This is a genomic window from Chitinivorax sp. B (assembly GCF_005503445.1).
Taxonomy (GTDB): Bacteria; Pseudomonadota; Gammaproteobacteria; order Burkholderiales; family SCOH01; genus Chitinivorax.
In genome coordinates this window covers 194,526-211,815 of record NZ_SCOH01000002.1, presented here as the reverse complement: position 1 = coordinate 211,815, position 17,290 = coordinate 194,526, and the positions used below count along the sequence as shown (strand labels likewise).

The 17,290-nt window shown below is 51.7% G+C and carries 11 protein-coding genes and 1 pseudogene; 6 read left to right on the top strand and 6 right to left on the bottom strand.

Annotated elements, in window-relative coordinates:
• Positions 1 to 64: 64 nt before the first annotated feature.
• The 6 genes and pseudogenes from FFS57_RS02400 to FFS57_RS26230 all read right to left on the bottom strand — a co-directional run.
• On the bottom strand, positions 65 to 637 hold the full coding sequence (locus FFS57_RS02400; protein WP_137936155.1) for an RNA 2'-phosphotransferase: 573 nt from the start codon (positions 635 to 637) through the stop codon (positions 65 to 67).
• Positions 638 to 709: 72 nt separating this feature from the next.
• Positions 710 to 2,113: an RtcB family protein gene (locus tag FFS57_RS02395; RefSeq protein WP_137936154.1), complete on the bottom strand. Its 1,404-nt coding sequence runs from the start codon at positions 2,111 to 2,113 to the stop codon at positions 710 to 712.
• A 141-nt stretch (positions 2,114 to 2,254) separates the two neighbouring features.
• Complete coding sequence (gene ccsB, locus FFS57_RS02390) at positions 2,255 to 3,556, bottom strand: c-type cytochrome biogenesis protein CcsB (RefSeq protein ID WP_137936153.1); 1,302 nt, start codon at positions 3,554 to 3,556, stop codon at positions 2,255 to 2,257.
• Between the two features lie 10 nt (positions 3,557 to 3,566).
• Positions 3,567 to 5,552 carry a cytochrome c biogenesis protein ResB gene (locus FFS57_RS02385; protein ID WP_137936200.1) on the bottom strand — a complete coding sequence of 662 codons (1,986 nt, stop codon included), beginning with the start codon at positions 5,550 to 5,552 and terminating at the stop codon, positions 3,567 to 3,569.
• A gap of 162 nt (positions 5,553 to 5,714) precedes the next feature.
• Entirely contained in the window at positions 5,715 to 6,053 is a 339-nt protein-coding gene (locus FFS57_RS26235) for a c-type cytochrome (RefSeq protein WP_502705892.1), read from the bottom strand.
• A 30-nt stretch (positions 6,054 to 6,083) separates the two neighbouring features.
• Positions 6,084 to 6,200, bottom strand: a pseudogene (locus FFS57_RS26230) (c-type cytochrome); the annotation flags it as partial.
• A gap of 223 nt (positions 6,201 to 6,423) precedes the next feature.
• Between FFS57_RS26230 and yihA the strand changes: the two are divergent.
• The 6 genes from yihA to FFS57_RS02350 all read left to right on the top strand — a co-directional run bounded on the left by yihA (position 6,424) and on the right by FFS57_RS02350 (position 17,164).
• Positions 6,424 to 7,014 (top strand): ribosome biogenesis GTP-binding protein YihA/YsxC, encoded by a 591-nt coding sequence (gene yihA / locus FFS57_RS02375; RefSeq protein ID WP_137936151.1) that lies wholly within the window; start codon positions 6,424 to 6,426, stop codon positions 7,012 to 7,014.
• Positions 7,015 to 7,483: 469 nt separating this feature from the next.
• Positions 7,484 to 7,843 (top strand): response regulator, encoded by a 360-nt coding sequence (locus tag FFS57_RS02370; protein WP_137936199.1) that lies wholly within the window; start codon positions 7,484 to 7,486, stop codon positions 7,841 to 7,843.
• A gap of 38 nt (positions 7,844 to 7,881) precedes the next feature.
• Positions 7,882 to 8,247, top strand: a complete 366-nt coding sequence (locus tag FFS57_RS02365) for a response regulator (RefSeq protein ID WP_137936150.1) — start codon at positions 7,882 to 7,884, stop codon at positions 8,245 to 8,247.
• A 32-nt stretch (positions 8,248 to 8,279) separates the two neighbouring features.
• The gene (locus FFS57_RS02360; protein WP_137936149.1) at positions 8,280 to 8,795 is read left to right on the top strand and encodes a chemotaxis protein CheW; all 516 of its coding nucleotides are present in this window, start codon (positions 8,280 to 8,282) and stop codon (positions 8,793 to 8,795) included.
• A 50-nt stretch (positions 8,796 to 8,845) separates the two neighbouring features.
• Positions 8,846 to 11,017 carry a methyl-accepting chemotaxis protein gene (locus FFS57_RS02355; RefSeq protein ID WP_137936148.1) on the top strand — a complete coding sequence of 724 codons (2,172 nt, stop codon included), beginning with the start codon at positions 8,846 to 8,848 and terminating at the stop codon, positions 11,015 to 11,017.
• A 15-nt stretch (positions 11,018 to 11,032) separates the two neighbouring features.
• Positions 11,033 to 17,164, top strand: a complete 6,132-nt coding sequence (locus tag FFS57_RS02350; protein WP_137936147.1) for a hybrid sensor histidine kinase/response regulator — start codon at positions 11,033 to 11,035, stop codon at positions 17,162 to 17,164.
• Positions 17,165 to 17,290 lie beyond the last annotated feature (126 nt).

Here is a 17,290-nt window from a genome sequence, read left to right as displayed (position 1 = left end):
GTGATTGGTATGGGGTTACCTAATTGTTTCAAGTTACCCCATGGCAGTATGGATTGGTTGCTGCTCATTGTTTACTCTGATGGTTCGGAAACTGATCTGGAAACAGGATGTATTGTGCAGGCACTTGTTGGGTAAGCCACACGCCATTTGCCGAACACTGGAATGTATAGCCATCGCGGTACATGCTTGTACTGTCGATGATCAGTACGGCCGGTGTGCCATGGCGCGAACCTACTTTGACGGCGGTCTCCCTATCCACTGAAAGGTGGACGTCATGCCGGGACGCTGGTTTCAGACCTTGTCGCCGGATGGTCTCCAAAAAGCGGGTTGCGGTACCATGAAAAAGTTGCTGAGGCGGCTCGATGTCTTCCAATGCCAAATTGACCTTGATGGAATGACCTTGGTTGGCCCGGATCATTTTGCCATCCGGACTGAGTGCAAATCGTTGTTTGTCATTGTCGCGTATTACTTGTTGCAGTAAGTCCATCGTGATTGATTGACCAGCTGCATTGGCTTGGCTAAGCAGCATATTGACATCGGCCCAACCATGCTCATCCAGCGTGAGGCCAATAGACCCTGGGTCATGTCGGAGCACGTAGCTCAGGAATTTACTGAGTTGTATTGTCGTGTTTGTCATGTGCCATTTCTTTCTTCTATATAATATTTTTGTATAAATTCTATGCCTAATTAATGTGATCAGGCATATTGTTTAAGCCTTGAAGGTGACCCAAGGTCGAAACTTGGCGACGGGACGAATTAGGCCATGACTTTCCTGTACTTCAATGGCAGGTCCAATCGGTTTATAGGCTGCCGGTGCTTCTTCCACCTTCCGCTCTTCCCGTAAGGTGACGCAGTGCCAGGGTAAATTGCTGTCGCCGACGGATTTGACAGCGCGCATCGCCTGTCGACGTATGCTACGCCCCGCCCCATGGCTGCATGACCATAACCAATCTGCATTTCCCAACCCACAGACCAAATAGGAATGGTCACCCATTGACCCTGGGATCAGAGCCAGATCACCATTGCGGGCAGGTGTTGCCCCTTTACGATGAATATTCAGGCCTTGCTCTCTCAGTACAACATTGTGGGGAATATCTACGATCATTCGGCTGTTATCCTGTTGAAAAACCTGCTGTAGACAATCGCGTACCATTTCCGACAGTACTACACGATTCAACCAAGCGTAGCGGGCCGCAACACCCATGGCCTGCAGGTATTCACTGGCCAAATGGCCAGTCAAGCCATAAAGCCCAGAGCCTGGGTGCTTGATGCCCTTCGGCCAAGCTGCCTTGGCACGATCCATCCAACGTTGGCCAACAAAGAAACCAACATTACGGGAGCCGCTATGGATCATGATTACGATCTCATCTGGCTTTAGCCCATATTGATACACGGTATGACGGTCTATCAGTGTTTCGACCACCTGCAACTCGACGAAGTGATTTCCGCTACCTGGCGTGCCAAGACATGGATCACGCAAAGTATCCCGGGTTGTAGGCATCAAAGCTTCGGGCGCAAAGCGTCGGTGACCTTGCATTTCATGCAGGCCAATACATCCAGTCAGTTCGTCACTCAATCGATTATGGTCAACACGAGCCCATAACCCTTGCTGGCCAAGCTGATCCAGGCAAGCTGCTGGGCTGTCGTCGAACAAGGCGGTAAAGGCGCGAGATGTCATTGGTACGTCTCGCCCATTCTGTAACAAGGTATGGGTGAGCTTGTTCAACAGTGGTGTACGCTTTGCTTCGACTTCAGCAAGTGACAAGCCAGTACTTAATAGTCGCATGCCGCAGTTGATGTCGGTGCCAATTGCAGCGGGAATGATCAGATCGGGCGTGGTGGCGACTACGCTACCAACAGGTGCAATACTTCCGGGATGGAAGTCAGGAGTTGCGCAGGCTTTGCAGACGTGTCCAGACTGACCGGGGACATGCACGGAGGCAAAATCCAATAGTTGCCGAACTGCTTTTTCTTCAAGAGGGAAGGCCTCAGGAAGCAATATCGTGGCTTGAGTATCGCCGTGTTGGCGGATAAGAGAAACGATGTTGCCGTTGCGGGACAGTTCGATGCCCGAACGCAAAAAAGCTTTTTCAAGCCGAGAAAGTTTGTACATCTATGCTGCTTTCAAAAAGACGTGCATCAGCACCCACAATTTGGGGGTGAAAATAGTCTTTCCAGATCAGCAGCGATAAAAGGAAAGTGGCCAGTAGTTTAGTCGTGGCCACTTTGGTACGTCAAGCAGCTGGCAGCAACGTTATAGCGAACCGTAGGAATGCAGACCAGTCAGGAACATATTCACGCCCAAAAAGGCAAAGGTAGTAACAAACAACCCGATTACTGCCCACCAAGCCAAGACTGTGCCGCGCAAACCTTTCATTAAACGCATATGTAGCCATGCTGCATAGTTGAGCCACACAATCAGCGCCCAGGTCTCTTTTGGATCCCATGACCAGTAACCACCCCAGGCATCGGCCGCCCACATTGCGCCTAAGACGGTGGCAATGGTGAAGAAGGCGAAGCCGATGGCGATGGCCTTATAGCTGATTTCTTCAATCATTACAGGCTGTGGCAAAAAGCGTGCAAGCTTGCCTCGACTTGCCTGTACCATCAACAGTACGGCTACAGTGATTGCAGCTTTACCCCAGTAGTGTGCACTTTGTGCCCAAGTGCCAGCCATTGTATTCAGTACGATCCCGGCGATCGCTAAGATGGCGATGGCAACCCAATAACGACCCGCGTGGGTGGGCTCCCCTGTCGCGAGTAAATAGGCAATGCCCAGCATGGCAGACATGGCAAATGCACCGTAGCCTACAAAATTTGCAGGTACATGCAGCTTCATCCACCATGATTGCAAGGCAGGGATCAGTGGCTGGATCTCATGAGCCTGCCGGTCGAACGAATACCAGAGCAGAAAGCCCACTGCTGCCGAAATCACCAGCAAGACGAATGCGCCCAACTGGCGGGATGCATAGCGGCCTTCATAGTAAAGATACATCAAGGCGGTGATCAGACAGAACAGGACAAATACTTCATACAGGTTGGATACCGGAATGTGGCCAACATCACTACCCAGCAAGTAGCTTTCGAACCAGCGTACCAGCATTCCGGTCAGGCCCATGGTGATTGCAGCCCAAGTCAAGCCACTGCCAGTACGGGTAGCAAATTCACTACGACTGAGCAGCCCTAACCAATACGCACCAGTAGCCAGGAAGAACAAGGCACACATCCACATGATGGCTGGCTGGCTGGCGATCAGATACTTCAGCAGAAAAACCTGATTGGCCCGTGTCAACTCACCTGCGTATTGTTGGGTGGCGAGCAGAGCTAGGAGGCCTGCGGCAGGCAGCAGTAAGCGTATGGGTTTCCAGTACCAGCCGAATGCTGCCATGGATATTGCAGCCAGGATCAGGATGCCTTTTTCGTAACCATCCATGTAGTTGCCATACTGCGTCCATGCCCAGCCTGCGCTGAGCATCAGTACCGCGGCGTAGAGCCAATCAAACCAATTGAGCCGGGCCAATAAGCCAGGTTCTCGATACGGTTGTGCAAGTTCCATGGTGTGCACCTTAATGACGAGCGATTTGGGTGATCTGTTCGATGTCTTGCCGGATCTGCTTGAATTCGCGCTCAAATTCGGCGTGCTTGCGGTTGGCCGACATAGCCAGGACCAATTCTTCCGGTTTGATCAAGATAAATACCCTGCGTTCCCGAATGTAGAACATGGCGAAAACGCCCAGAATCAACATTAATGATCCAAGGTAGACAATATTCTGCCCCGGGGCACGAGTAACTTGAAAACCACTGGCTTTGACTTCGTCGAAGCCAGTGAGTTGCAGGTATACCGGTTCGCCATAGTCGAAGCTGGTGCTGATGGCGACCAAGCTATCGACAATAAAACGGAAATGTTCAGGTGTCATCGGCTTGACTGGTAAGCCTGCCTGTTCCCGCGAAAGTTTGTCAGCTTCTACTGCGACACCCTGCAAAATTTGCAGATAAGTTCGTGCAATGGTATCTCGTTTGTCTTGTGGAACATTGTCACGGAGTGTTTTATCGAGGGCTGGAAATCCGCCTTTGGCAAACTGGCTCAATACCCATGACACCCCAAGTGCAAATTGCTCCCCGCTCTTGGCAGACATGGCGTCTGCACTCAGAATGGTTTTCCGGGTGGCGTCAACCAGCTTGTCAATGTGCTGTGGGCTGGTCAGTACAGCTTTCAGTCGCATGAAGCCGTTGATTTCCAGGTTGTCGTCAGCCGGGATGCGCAGATACTGGAACGGGTCGCCTGGTTGCGTACGCATGCCACTGACAAAATAGCTTTGCCCATCCAGTAACACTGGTTGCATATAGTTCATGTACTCACGTGCCTGCCCAGTCTCATCGCGAAGTTTGAACTGGATACTTGGGCCAACATTGCGCAAGCTTTTCTCAGATCGAACCTGCATTGCATTTTCGACCGCGCTGGCTAATTGGCCAGCCATGCCACTACTTGGCTCGGGATTTTTGCTGAAATTCTCAATGTTGAATGGGCGGAAGTCTCCAAACTCCAGCGTGTAAGGTTTGCTGCCGAGTGTAATCGATATAGCCGTTTGCGAACGTGATTTGAACGGCACTGGCTGTGTGCCATCACCACGTAGCGCCCATTGCGCCAATTCAAGCCCAGAGCCACCATCACCAAAACTGGCTTGATAGATAGCCGCCCCATTGAAAATTAACGGATGGTTGACTTTGACTGTACCTTCGGCAGTCGTTCCGGTTGCCTTGTCGGTAACAACAACATCACTGGCAAACAGCTTGGGTTGGCCTGTGGAGTAATGTTCAATATGGAACTGTTTCAGTTTGATGCTGAATGGCAGCTCTTGCACCATATAACCGTTGCCAACGTTGATAAACATGACATCAGTTTCACTACCGGCGGGGATGGTGACATTACCCCGAAAAGACAGAGTGTCCTGTGGTAGACGGCTGATTGTAGGGACTTGGCTCTGTGGTATATCACGTGTTTCCGCACGCTTAGAGCCAGTCAGTTGCTGTAGTTGCAGCGGAATATTGCCATCGATCAGGCCGCCAATGCAGATCAATACGATTGCTGCATGCGCGAAAAAGTAACCAAGTCTTTGTGCGCTTCCTGTTTTGCCTGCTAGTAAAATGGCACCACTTGTCTGGTCCTGTTGTTTGAAGCGATAGCCTTTGGCTGTCAGGTATTGGCTTAGGGCTGACAATGGTGCTGCTGGATCGCCAATCGGCAGGATGGCATGATGTGAGAAAGACTTGAGTGAAGATTCACCGGCATGTTCGCGAAAGCTACGCATGTCTTTCAACATGCCCGGTAGGTTGCGATAAATGCACAGGCTGGTGGAAATCACCAGAAACAAGAGAATCGCCAGGAACCAGCCAGCATGGTAAACATCGTATAAGCCCAGTGTGCGGAACACTTCGAACCAGAATGGACCAAATTCGATGGTGTAGGCAGGATAGGGTTGGTTCTGTTGTAACACGGTGCCGATTACCGAAGCAATGGCGATGACCGTCAACAAAGTGATGGCAAAGCGCATCGAGCTTAGTAACTCGTACAACGCGCGGGGAAACGTCTGGCGGCGCAAAATATCAATCCGTTTGGGAACATCACAACACTTGCCAATGGCATTTCTGCGATTGGCGAATGTAAACAAGGGTGGCCTAAGCCACCCTTGTACGCTTTGATTGGCGTCAGTAAATCAGCGCAGGCCAACCATGTAATTGGCAACGGCTTCTATTTCCTTGTCGGTCATCTTCAAGGTAATTTGGCGCATGGTTTCGTTAGGATCATTGGCACGCTCACCCTTGCGGAAGGCGGTCAGTTGAGCAATGGTGTACTCGGCATGCTGACCACCTAGGCGCGGGAACTGGGCTGGCATCCCATTACCTTTTGGGCCATGACAGGCTGCACAGGCAGGTATGCCCGTCGCGGGGTTGCCGGCTTTGTAGATCTTCTTGCCAAGGTCCTGCAGATCGGGTTTGGTGCCTTCCCGTACTTTGGGCTTCTGGTCAGCCAGAAACGCCGAAACGTTCCGCATGTCCTCTTCACTTAGATTCGCCACCATGCCCAACATGGTCGGATTCTTGCGCAGCTTATTTTCCTTGAATTCCTTCAACTGCTTGAAGAGATACTCCGGATGCTGGCCGGCCAAGTTTGGGTTGACCGGCGCACTGCTGTTACCGTCGGTGCCATGACAGGCAACGCAAACTTGCTGCACGATCTGCTGGCCTTTTGCTGGATCAGCTTTGGTCCCGGCCAACGCGGCTCCGGAGACTGCTAAGCCGGCGGTAATGAAGGCCACCATGCGGAATTTCATACGGGCTCCTTGCATCTGCAAAAGTAGATTTCGATTCAAACCTGTTATTCTATCCCAACTTATCAAAGCGATACCAGCGCACGGATTGTGAATGTCACTCTTCTCTCGATTACAGTTCTATACCACCGTCAACCATCTGCGTGATTTACCCGATACTCGGGCCGAAATTGCTTTTGCTGGCCGTTCCAATGCCGGCAAGTCAAGTGCTATTAATACGCTGGCAAATCATACTCGTTTGGCCTTTGTCTCAAAAACACCAGGCCGTACACAGCATATCAACTATTTTTCGTTTGGTGACGAAGCCTACTTGGTAGATTTACCTGGTTATGGTTATGCCCAAGTTCCTGTAGCGGTCAGAGCACATTGGGAAAAGTTGCTGGGTCAATATCTGCAAACCCGAGGACCGCTTAAGGGCTTGGTTCTGCTGATGGACTCACGTCATCCGATGAAGGATCTTGATGTTCAGATGTTGCAGTGGTTTTTGCCGACTGGCAAACCCGTTCACGTTGTACTGACCAAAGCGGATAAGTTGACCCGCCAACAACAAGTATTAGCTCTAAATTCAGTACGAAAAGCCTTGGCAGAACACTCGAATTGTTCTGTGCAATTGTTCTCCAGCCTGAAGAAAACAGGGGTCGAGGAGCTGGAGAAAGCGATTTGCGACTGGATAAAAATTGATTGATATTCAATAGTTTAAATTAATTGACAAATTCATTGGAACTCTCGCATGAATGAACTATCTTAGGTAGTAGGCGAGACTTTCCGCCTCCCGCTTCTCCTCCCTGAGCGGGTGCCTTACTCGTTAAGGCGTTTCACCCCGGCTTTCCCCTTTAGGCCGGGGTTTTTCTTTGTTGTCTTGGTAACGTATTTGATGAATACGGCATGCTGAACATTAGCAAGTCCTAAAAAATGCGCTAACATTAATTACCGCGCGTGGGTTTGCGGACGCTTCCGGAACTTGCCCATCCGCGTGGTATCGCATAAAAACGAATTAAACCCCGAATAAAATTTCATTGCCGCAACAGGGTGGACGTATCATCTACCCCCAATTCGCGGCAATGCCGCTTGGTGCGGTGCCATTCGGTTCGTGCTAAACGGAATGCCAAGGAGGTTGTGTGACTGGTACAACGGATCTGAAGGGCGTCAAGGTTATGGTGATTGACGATAGCAACACCATCAGACGCAGTGCGGAGATTTTCCTTGGTCAGGCTGGCTGCGAAGTCATCCTGGCAGAAGATGGTTTTGACGCGCTGGCGAAAATCACCGACTTTCATCCCGACTTGATCTTCGTCGATGTCATGATGCCGCGCCTGGATGGTTATCAGACGTGTTCGCTGATCAAAAAGCATCCGCGTTTCAAGGCCACGCCGGTCATCATGCTATCCAGCAAGGATGGCTTGTTCGACCGGGCGCGCGGTCGCATGGTAGGCTCTGACGAATATCTGACCAAACCATTCACCAAAGATAGCCTGTTGCAGGCTGTTGGCCAGCATGCCAGGCAGCCGGGCTAATTCTGAATAGACATCATCGTGTATCGAGGAAATACAAAATGCCGATCAAGAAAATCATGGTTGTGGACGACTCTCCGACTGAGCGCCACGTTTTGAGCGAAATGCTGACTCGTAACGGTTTTGAGGTCGTTACGGCTGAGAGTGGCGAGGAAGCAGTGACCAAGTCGAAAGTGGCATTGCCAGACCTCATCCTGATGGATGTCGTAATGCCCGGCCTGAATGGTTTCCAGGCAACCCGTACGATTACCCGAGAAGAAGCGACCAAGCATATTCCCGTGATCATGTGTACCACCAAAGGCCAAGAAACCGACAAGATCTGGGGTCTGCGCCAAGGTGCAAAAGACTACATCGTCAAGCCTGTTAATCAGGAAGAGTTGCTGCAGAAGATTTCGGCACTGGGCTAAATACCAGAAAAGCAAGCGGGAGCGCCCACCTTATGGCAAAAAAAATCAGCCTCAGGGAATATCAGGAAAGTGTGGTTGCCAAGTTGCAGACCTCGCTGGCATCGACCACGGCGTCAGCATCCAAACTCGGTTTGCAGATCGGTAACGAACGCTGGGTAGTTGATCTGCAGGACACCAGCGAAGTTGTTGCCTTGACGGAAATGGCCCCAGTACCGTTGACCCACAACTGGTTTCGGGGCGTAGCCAATGTCCGCGGTAATTTATACAGCGTGATTGATCTTCCTGCTTTCTTTGGCGGCGAGTATTCAGTATTGACCAGCAGTAGCCGTCTGCTGTTGGTCAATCCGCATTTCATTTCCAACTCTGCGCTTTTGGTGACCAGAATGCTGGGCTTGCGCGGTTTGCAGAGTATGGAGACCCTGGATGTACCGCCGGACAGCCCGCCGTGGCTGGGGGGCAAGTTGCGCGATCAGGACGGTATCGTCTGGAACGTGCTTGATATTTCCGCGCTGACAACACACCCGCAATTTCTGCAGGTTGCCGCGTGATTCCAAAATTCAGTCGTCCCCGACTTGTTCGGTGAGGGAGAGAAAGAAAAATGGCGTTATCCGACAACATTAAAAATCTGTTCGGCAAGTTGACTGGCCGTGGCGGCGATGGTAGCGGCGATCGCCCGTTCGATCCGTCCAAGACTGTCTCCATCATCGAAAAGCTTCGTACTACAAGCGATTCCGACATGCCGGCACCGCTACCGTTGATTGGCCATTTGCCAACTCGTCGTCAGTCAACCATTTTCACCACCGGTATTGTGGTGTGTCTGGCATGTGCTGGTGCGCTGGTATTGTGGGACATCCGTTCGTCAAACCATAATTCAATCCGTCGTGCAACCTCTACCGAGATGCAGATGTTGTCGCAACGGATGGCACGTGCGGCAGCGCAAGCGATCCAAGGTAACGAGAAAGCGTTTGACACGCTGAAAGAGTCTTACACCCAGTTTGGTCAAAACTTGTCATTACTGCGTGATGGTGGTGATGCAGTACCCAAATCGACGGGTGCACCGGTCACTTTCCTGAATTCGATTCAGAAAGTATGGCAATCAAGTTTTCTACCTAACCCGCGTACGCCAACTGTTGAAACGATTCTGAACAACAAGCAGACCATCGTTACGATTACCAAGAGCGTAAGCTCAATCAATGCCAATGATGCGAAGCTGCTGGAAGCAACACAGCAATTGGTTTCACTGCTGAAAGAAACCAACGCACCTGAACACGATCGCGAATTGGCCGAACAGATGGTAGTGTTGACGCAGCGTATGGCGAAAAACGCCAACGCCATGTTGGCGGGTGAGATCATTAACCCGGAAGTGGTGTTTCTGCTGGGTAAGGATGCCAACACTTTCCGTGACACATTGCAAGGTATGCTGGACGGTAGTGAGGAATTACGGCTGACCCCGGTGAAACATCTTGAGACCCGTGAGAAGCTTGAAGAGATCAAGAAACTCTTCAAAGACTTTGAAACGGTGGTCAGTACCTTCTCCCGAAACATGCAGAACTTGGTGAACACCCGTTTGGCTAACCAGACGATCTTTGCCGAGAGTGAAAACCTGCTGAAAGACTCCCAGAAGCTAGCGGATGCATATCAGTTGCAAGGTGGCAGCGCACTTACCTACGCACTGATTGCCCTATTTGGCATGGGCGCGGTAGCGTCGTTGGTAATGTTGGGTAGTGTGAACGCGGCCGAAGCACAGCGACGTCGTCTGGAATCTGAACGTGAAAACAAACGGAACCAGGAAGCGATTCTGCGATTGCTGAATGAAATGTCGGACTTGGCGGATGGTGACTTGACCGTACGTGCGTCGGTGACGGAAGACCTGACCGGGGCGATCGCTGATTCCATGAACTATACGATTGACGAACTCCGTTCGCTGATTATCGGTATTAACAAGGCTACCGAGCAGGTAACAAGCGCTGCGGCGCAAGCGCAGTCGATTTCGAATGAACTGCTGGATGCTGCACAACGCCAGTCGACCGAAATTGTGACTGCCAACAACCGTGTACAGGAAATGGCACAGTCGATTTCGGACGTAGCAGATACTGCTTCCGAGTCAGCCCGAGTGGCGGAGCAATCGCTGCAAGCTGCGGAAAAAGGTACGCAGGCGGTGGATAACTCAATTAAGGGTATGAACGAAATTCGTGAACAGATCCAAGAGACTGCGAAACGGATTAAGCGACTGGGTGAAAGCTCACAGGAAATTGGCGAAATCGTTGAACTGATTTCCGATATTACCGAACAGACCAACGTACTGGCGCTGAACGCGGCGATTCAGGCCGCGTCGGCCGGTGAAGCAGGTCGAGGCTTTACTGTGGTTGCAGAAGAAGTACAACGACTGGCGGAACGTTCTGCTGAAGCGACCAAGCAGATCGGCGCGATTGTGAAGACCATTCAGAGCGATACCCACGATGCGGTAGCGGCGATGGAAGTATCCACCCAGGGTGTAGTTGAAGGTGCGAAGCTGTCTGATGCGGCGGGTCAGGCTTTGTTGGAGATTCGTCAGGTATCGCGCGATCTGGCATCGCTGATTCAACGCATTTCCGGCGCAACCCAGGAGCAGTCGAAGATGGCGGATGATGTATCCCATTCGATGACGGACATCTTGAACATTACCGAGCAGACCACTGCCGGTACCAAACAGACCGCTGTACAGATCGGTCAGTTGACGGGTCTGGCGGCAGAACTGAAAGGTTCCGTAGCCGGCTTTAAACTCTCATAAAAATCGGGCCGCCTCATGCGCGTACATAGCGAATTCGATGTCGGCTCGCTGGTCTGGGTCAAAGCTGAAATTGACCAGGCCTTGGAGCGAGCCAAAACTTGCCTTGAACAATACCGGGCATCTCCTGCGGATACCTCGCAGCTGAAGTTCGGCCGTACCCATCTCCACCAGGTTACCGGTGCGTTGCAGATGGTGGGCCTGGATGGCGCGGCGCGTGTTTCTGAAGAAATGGAACTGGCACTTGGCGCCATCGAGAAAGGTGAGACCGAATCGACCGCTGATGTGCTGGATGCATTGGCGGCGGCTGTCGACGGTTGTGGGCGTTACCTTGAAGCGCTGATGAACGGTACGCCGGACATGCCACTCAGACTCTATCCAGAGTATGAGAGGATCAAACTGGCACGTGGTATCACCAAGGTTTCCCCAAGCGATCTGTTTTTCCCAAGCTTGGATGCTTTTTCTCTTCCTGCCAATGCAGCACCAGTTGCAGATAGCGACTTGCCAGCTCTGGTCAAAGCCCAGCGCGCACGTTATGAACTGGGCTTACTGAAGTGGTTGAGGGGGGGAGAAGATGGGCTGTTAATCATGGCCCAGACCTTACGTGCGATTGAAACCGCAGTGCGATCCCCGCGTCAACGTACTTTCTGGTGGACTGCTGCTGGTTTGGTGGAAGCCATCGCCAGTAAAGCTGTTGATATTGATTATGTTGCCAAGCAATTGTTTGCACGTATCAATATTCAGTTACGTCGACTGGCTGAAGGTTCGCAAACCGTTGCGGATCGACTGCAGCGCGATATTCTTTACTATCTGGCGCGTTCGTCCGAAGCAACCGATACATTGCGTCAGATCAAACAGTCGTTTGCGCTTGACGAATTGATGCCCGCTGACGATGTGCCGGAATCCAGTGTGGATGCTGCGCGTCAAAAAGCCGCCCGTGCCATGCGCGATCTGCTTACCCAAGCCAAAGACGCATGGGCGCGTGCTGCAGGTGGTCAGGCGGACAAGCTGACACTGGTGATTGACTCATTGGCCGGTTTGGTCAACAAGTCGGTGGTGTTTGATCTGGACGGATTGCAACCTTGTTTGCAGAACCTACAAGCGGCTGTCCATTCAGTGCAGGGCAATCCTATTTCTGAAGCTGCTGCGTTGGATGTTGCAACGGCATTCCTGTTGCTGGATGCGTTGTGTGAGCATCCAGTGAATCCCCCGCAAGAACTACCTGGCCAGTTGCAGGCCATGAGTGCACGTCTGGATGCGTTGGCGCGCACTGGCAAAATCGATGCTTCATTGCCGGATCTGCCACAGCTGGATGAGTTGGCGCGTGATGCACAGGCCAAAATGCTGCAATCGCAGCTGATGCATGAGATTCAAGTCAACCTTCAACATATCGAACAAGGTCTAGACGCGTTTTTCCGTGACTCGTCCAAACGCGGTGAGTTAGCTGGCCTGCAGCCTTACTTCCGCCAGATTCAAGGCGCGTTGGCTATTACCGAGCTTAATGATGCCGCTGAATTGCTGGGGTGGAGCCAGGAAACGACAGCCCGTTATGAAGATGCTGGTGTGGAGCTGAATCCGGCTGAACTGGAGTTGTTGGCAGAAGTATTGTCAGCATTGGGTTTCTATGTAGAAGCCACACAGAACGACCGACCCAATCGCCAGGAAATTTTGCGTCCGATGTTGCGTAAATTGCGTGGCGAGACCGAAAGTGTCAACGAGGCAGCAACTGAAGAAGCAACCGTTGAATCTGAAGTCAGCCAGCAGAAACAGCAAGCGCAAGAGTTGTTGGAAGTGTTGCGTGACAATCCGAAAGACCAGGCGGCACAGCAACAGCTGAAAGCTACTTTACAAACATTGCAGCAAAATGCAGATTTGATTGCTGACAATGCCCTTGGTCAACAAAGTGCAGCTGCGCTGTCTGCGTTGAAAGAGGCTGAAGGCAAACCAATCGAGGCATTGGTGGCAACGGTCAGCGAGATGGTGGGTGAGAAAGTAAAGCCCGTTGTAGAAGCTCAGCCTAAACCGGCACCTGTCAGTGACGAAGCGGTTGATCAGGAACTGTTGGAAGTGTATCTGGAAGAGGCTGTGGATGTATTGGCCAATATCCGCAGCAATCTTGAAATCATTACTGCGTCCCCACGCGACAAGGAAGCGCTGACAGTGATTCGTCGCAGCTACCATACGTTGAAGGGATCAGGTCGCATGGTTGGCCTGAACCATCTTGGCGAGGTGGCATGGTCGGTCGAGCAGGTCATGAACAAGGTTTTGCAGGATGATTTGCCTGCGACTGCTGGTGTATTGCGTCTAGTCAATATGTCGCATGACAGCTTTGCCGTGTGGATTGATGAGTTGCGTGACAAGGGTAGTGCATCGGTAGAAGCCAGCGAAATTTTCGAGTTGGCTGAAGCATTGAAAGCTGGTGAAGAGCCACCTGCACCAAGTTCGGCTGTTCGCGGTCCTGAAGCAGCACTGGATTTGCCCTCGCTTGAGTCTGTTGCCGAGTTGGAGCCAGCATCACTGGATGTGCCAACCTTGGATTTGGCGGAGGCGGTGCCACCTGCTGAGGTGCCGTCGATATTGGAGCCTGCGTTTGAGCTTTCGTTTGGTACCGAGCCTGTAACTGCTGAGCCGGTAGAGGCCAGTGAACCAGACGAGGTAGACCTGCATATCGGTGATGTAGTGATTTCGTCAGTGTTGTTTGACATTTTCACCAACGAGGCAGCTCGCTACCTTTCTACCTTGAATCAGCAGCAGGCGTTGTTGCGTGAGCATCCGGGTCGGGCTGTGTCGGATCAGTTTCTGCATGCGGCACATACCTTATGCGGTATTTGTCGGACTGCCGGATTCCAGGATATGGGTGAGCTTGGGCATGGTTTGGAGTTGTGCATTCAAGGCCAGATGAAAGCGCCGGAACGGCTGGACTCTGCCGACATCGAAACCTTTGCGGAGGCTATTGCGCAGCTTGATGTCATGTTCTTGACTATTAATGCCAAGCTGGCACCGCCTGCAGCACCTGAACTGGTGCAAAAGCTGGACGAGGTGGCAACTCGCCTGCGTGCGCCAAGTGATGTTCCTTTGGTGGATGAAGTTGAAGCACCGCCGGCTCCTGTGAACGAGGGGTTCAGTTTTGAATTGCCGACACTTGAAGCAGTGCCTGGTGATGTTACACCAGCAGCACTGACATGGGATGACACTGTTGTTGAGAGCCCAGCTGTTTCGCTGGACATAATAGCTGAGCATGAAATTGGGCTGAGTTTTGATACGGATGAGCAAGGGCCATTAGAGCCGGGGATGCCCATCACCGAACCTATAGGCTTGGATGATCTGCCAGAAGATGCGTTGCTGGCGATCGATTTACCAGAAGTCGAAGCACTGGATCAAGATCAGTATCTGGTGGAGGAGCCGATTGAGCTGACACCACCGGAGGCATTGCCTGCGATTGAGCTAGTGCCAGCTGAGATGGAACCGTCGGATACGTTACCAGTAATTGGGCTGGCTGAATCCCCGGATCTACCCTCCGTTACTCAAGAGATAGCTGCCCCTGCTGCAGTGGAAGCATCGGTGTCGGAGCCAGTCGTTCACGATGAACTCTCGGTAAATCTGGATGAACCTGTCATTGAACTGCCTGCTGTGGACGTGTTCCCAGAGCAACCTGCCGTTGAAGCTGAACCGGTTTCTGAATCTGCACCAGTGGTTAATGTGATAGCTGATGTTGAATTGGAGGTTGATGCGCCACAAGCGGACCAGGAGCAGGAAGATGAACAACCTGTTCTAGACGTGGTGATACCTGATGAACCGGTGGAGATATTGTCCCCAGTAACACCAGCAGTACAGGTTGTACCCAGCTTTGATGCTGTACCAGCAGAAGAGACCGCTGAAGCAACCTACTCAGTACAGGATGACATCGATGAGCAATTGTTGCCGGTCTTCATCGAGGAAGTGAACGATCTGCAACCGCAGATCAGTAAAGTCATGAGAGATTGGCGTACGGATCCCGCTGCCTATGAAATGTCCAAGGCATTACAGCGGTTGTTACATACCTTGAAAGGTAGTGCGCGGATGACCGGCGCCATGCGTCTGGGTGAGGCAACGCATAACCTTGAAACCAAGGTCATCGGGTTGCAGGAAACCGCACCGACTAGTGACGATTTTGATGAATTAGAGTCGCAGCTTGATCAGGTGAACGAGCTGATCGACATTCTACAGGGCAAGTCGTCAGCAGAGACTGCGGCTGATGTAGTGGCAGCATCTCAAGCCGCCGGTAATCTGGCAATACCCGCGATGCCGATGGGTCTGGTTGATGCTGATGCGGCCAAGAGTACCTTGCGTGTACGTGCTGATCTGGTTGACCGACTGGTAAACCAGGCTGGTGAAGTCGCGATCGCCCGGTCGCGAATGGAAGCGGAAATGTTGGCCCTGAAGCAATCGCTGCTGGATCTGACAGATAACGTGACGCGTCTGCGCACCCAATTGCGGGAGATCGAAATTCAGGCTGAGTCGCAAATGGCCTCCCGCATGTCACATATTCAGACAGACAACGAGTTTGATCCGTTGGAATTTGATCGATTCACGCGCTTGCAAGAGCTCACCCGCTTTATGGCAGAAAGTGTGAATGACGTTGCGACAATTCAACATAACCTGCTGAAGAATCTGGATGAAACCGATGCCGCGCTGTTACAGCAAGGCCGTATGACCAAGGATCTACAGCAGGAACTGATGCGGATTCGAATGGTTCCATTCTCCAGTGTCAGTGAACGTTTGTACCGTATCGTTCGTCAGACCGGTAAGGAAGTGGGTAAGAAAGTCAACTTGGAGATCCGTGGCGGGCGTGTGGAAATTGACCGTTCGATGCTGGAGAAGATGACTTCGCCGTTCGAGCACATGCTGCGTAATGCGATTGACCATGGCCTTGAAAGCCGGGAAAAACGGATTGAAGCGGGCAAGCCGGAAGTAGGTGAGATTTCACTCAGTCTGAAACAGGAAGGTAACGAATTGGTCCTGATTCTGGCCGATGATGGTGCAGGCTTGAACTTGGGTAAGATTCGCGAAAAAGCCATCAGCAAGGGGCTGATCACCGCTGATCAGGTGTTGAGTGATGAAGAAGCCATGTACTTGATCTTCGAGCCAGGCTTCTCCACTGCTGATGCACTGAGCCAGCTATCCGGCCGTGGTATCGGCATGGACGTAGTCAAGAACGAAATCTCCGATCTTGGCGGCCGTGTTCAGTTGGATTCGGAGATCGGGAAAGGAACTCGTTTTACCATTCACCTGCCGTTGACATTGGCGGTAACCCAAACGGTATTGGTGACGGCGGCCAACAAGAAGTATGCCATCCCATCTGTGATGGTTGAGCAAGTACAGGAACTTAAACTGGCCGATCTGGAGCGTTTGTACGAACAGAAGAAAGCAACTTGGTTGGGTAATGAGTATCCGTTCACCTACTTGCCGCGGTTACTGGGAGACCAAGAACATCAGCCGGAATCCAAGCGTTACAGTACGATCGTGTTGCTCCGCAGTGGTAGTCAGCGGATTGCGCTGCATGTGGATGATCTGATGCGTAACCAGGAAGTGGTGGTTAAGAACATTGGCCCACAACTGGCGCGTGTCCCAGGTATTGCAGGGGCGACTGTACTGGGTAACGGCGATATTGTTCTGATTCTGAATCCGTTGTTGCTATTGAACCGGATTGAGACTGCGAATGCCCAGCAACAAGGGCAGGCCCAAGGACAAGCACCGGTGCAGTCGCAACCGGATGCCTTGTCGATGGTTCCAGTGGTGATGGTGGTCGATGATTCGTTGACAGTACGCAAGATTACGGGCCGTTTACTGGCACGTGAAGGCTTTCAGGTGATTACTGCAAAGGATGGTGTTGATGCTTTGCAGCAGATTCAGGACGTCATGCCTGATGTGATGTTGGTCGATATCGAAATGCCTCGGATGGATGGGTTTGAATTGACCCGCCATATTCGAAGCGATGAGAAGACCCGCCATATTCCAATCATCATGATTACATCACGTACTGCGGAAAAGCACCGTAACTACGCTAATGAGTTGGGCGTCAACGTCTATCTGGGTAAGCCGTATCAGGAAGATGAATTGCTTGGTCATATCGAACGTTTCGTCGAGCACAAAAAAGCACGACAAGTCTGATTAGTTAGTAGGCGAACTCAATTAAAAGGGCAATACCAGCGGTATTGCCCTTTTTCGTATTCAGTAATAAAGCTGCAACATAGTATTCAAGTGCTTGTCACGCCTGGTCGCTAGCATCCGTGTTTT

What these genes read in the sequence shown, in the direction of transcription:
- FFS57_RS26235 (WP_502705892.1), bottom strand. Translation starts at nt 6,053, where the DNA reads ATGCGGAACGTTTCGGCGTTTCTGGCTGACCAGAAGCCCAAAGTACGG.
- FFS57_RS02355 (WP_137936148.1), top strand. Translation starts at nt 8,846, where the DNA reads ATGGCGTTATCCGACAACATTAAAAATCTGTTCGGCAAGTTGACTGGC.
- FFS57_RS02385 (WP_137936200.1), bottom strand. Translation starts at nt 5,552, where the DNA reads ATGCGCTTTGCCATCACTTTGTTGACGGTCATCGCCATTGCTTCGGTA.
- FFS57_RS02370 (WP_137936199.1), top strand. Translation starts at nt 7,484, where the DNA reads ATGGTGATTGACGATAGCAACACCATCAGACGCAGTGCGGAGATTTTC.
- FFS57_RS02350 (WP_137936147.1), top strand. Translation starts at nt 11,033, where the DNA reads ATGCGCGTACATAGCGAATTCGATGTCGGCTCGCTGGTCTGGGTCAAA.
- FFS57_RS02360 (WP_137936149.1), top strand. Translation starts at nt 8,280, where the DNA reads ATGGCAAAAAAAATCAGCCTCAGGGAATATCAGGAAAGTGTGGTTGCC.
- yihA (WP_137936151.1), top strand. Translation starts at nt 6,424, where the DNA reads ATGTCACTCTTCTCTCGATTACAGTTCTATACCACCGTCAACCATCTG.
- FFS57_RS02365 (WP_137936150.1), top strand. Translation starts at nt 7,882, where the DNA reads ATGCCGATCAAGAAAATCATGGTTGTGGACGACTCTCCGACTGAGCGC.
- FFS57_RS02395 (WP_137936154.1), bottom strand. Translation starts at nt 2,113, where the DNA reads ATGTACAAACTTTCTCGGCTTGAAAAAGCTTTTTTGCGTTCGGGCATC.
- ccsB (WP_137936153.1), bottom strand. Translation starts at nt 3,556, where the DNA reads ATGGAACTTGCACAACCGTATCGAGAACCTGGCTTATTGGCCCGGCTC.
- FFS57_RS02400 (WP_137936155.1), bottom strand. Translation starts at nt 637, where the DNA reads ATGACAAACACGACAATACAACTCAGTAAATTCCTGAGCTACGTGCTC.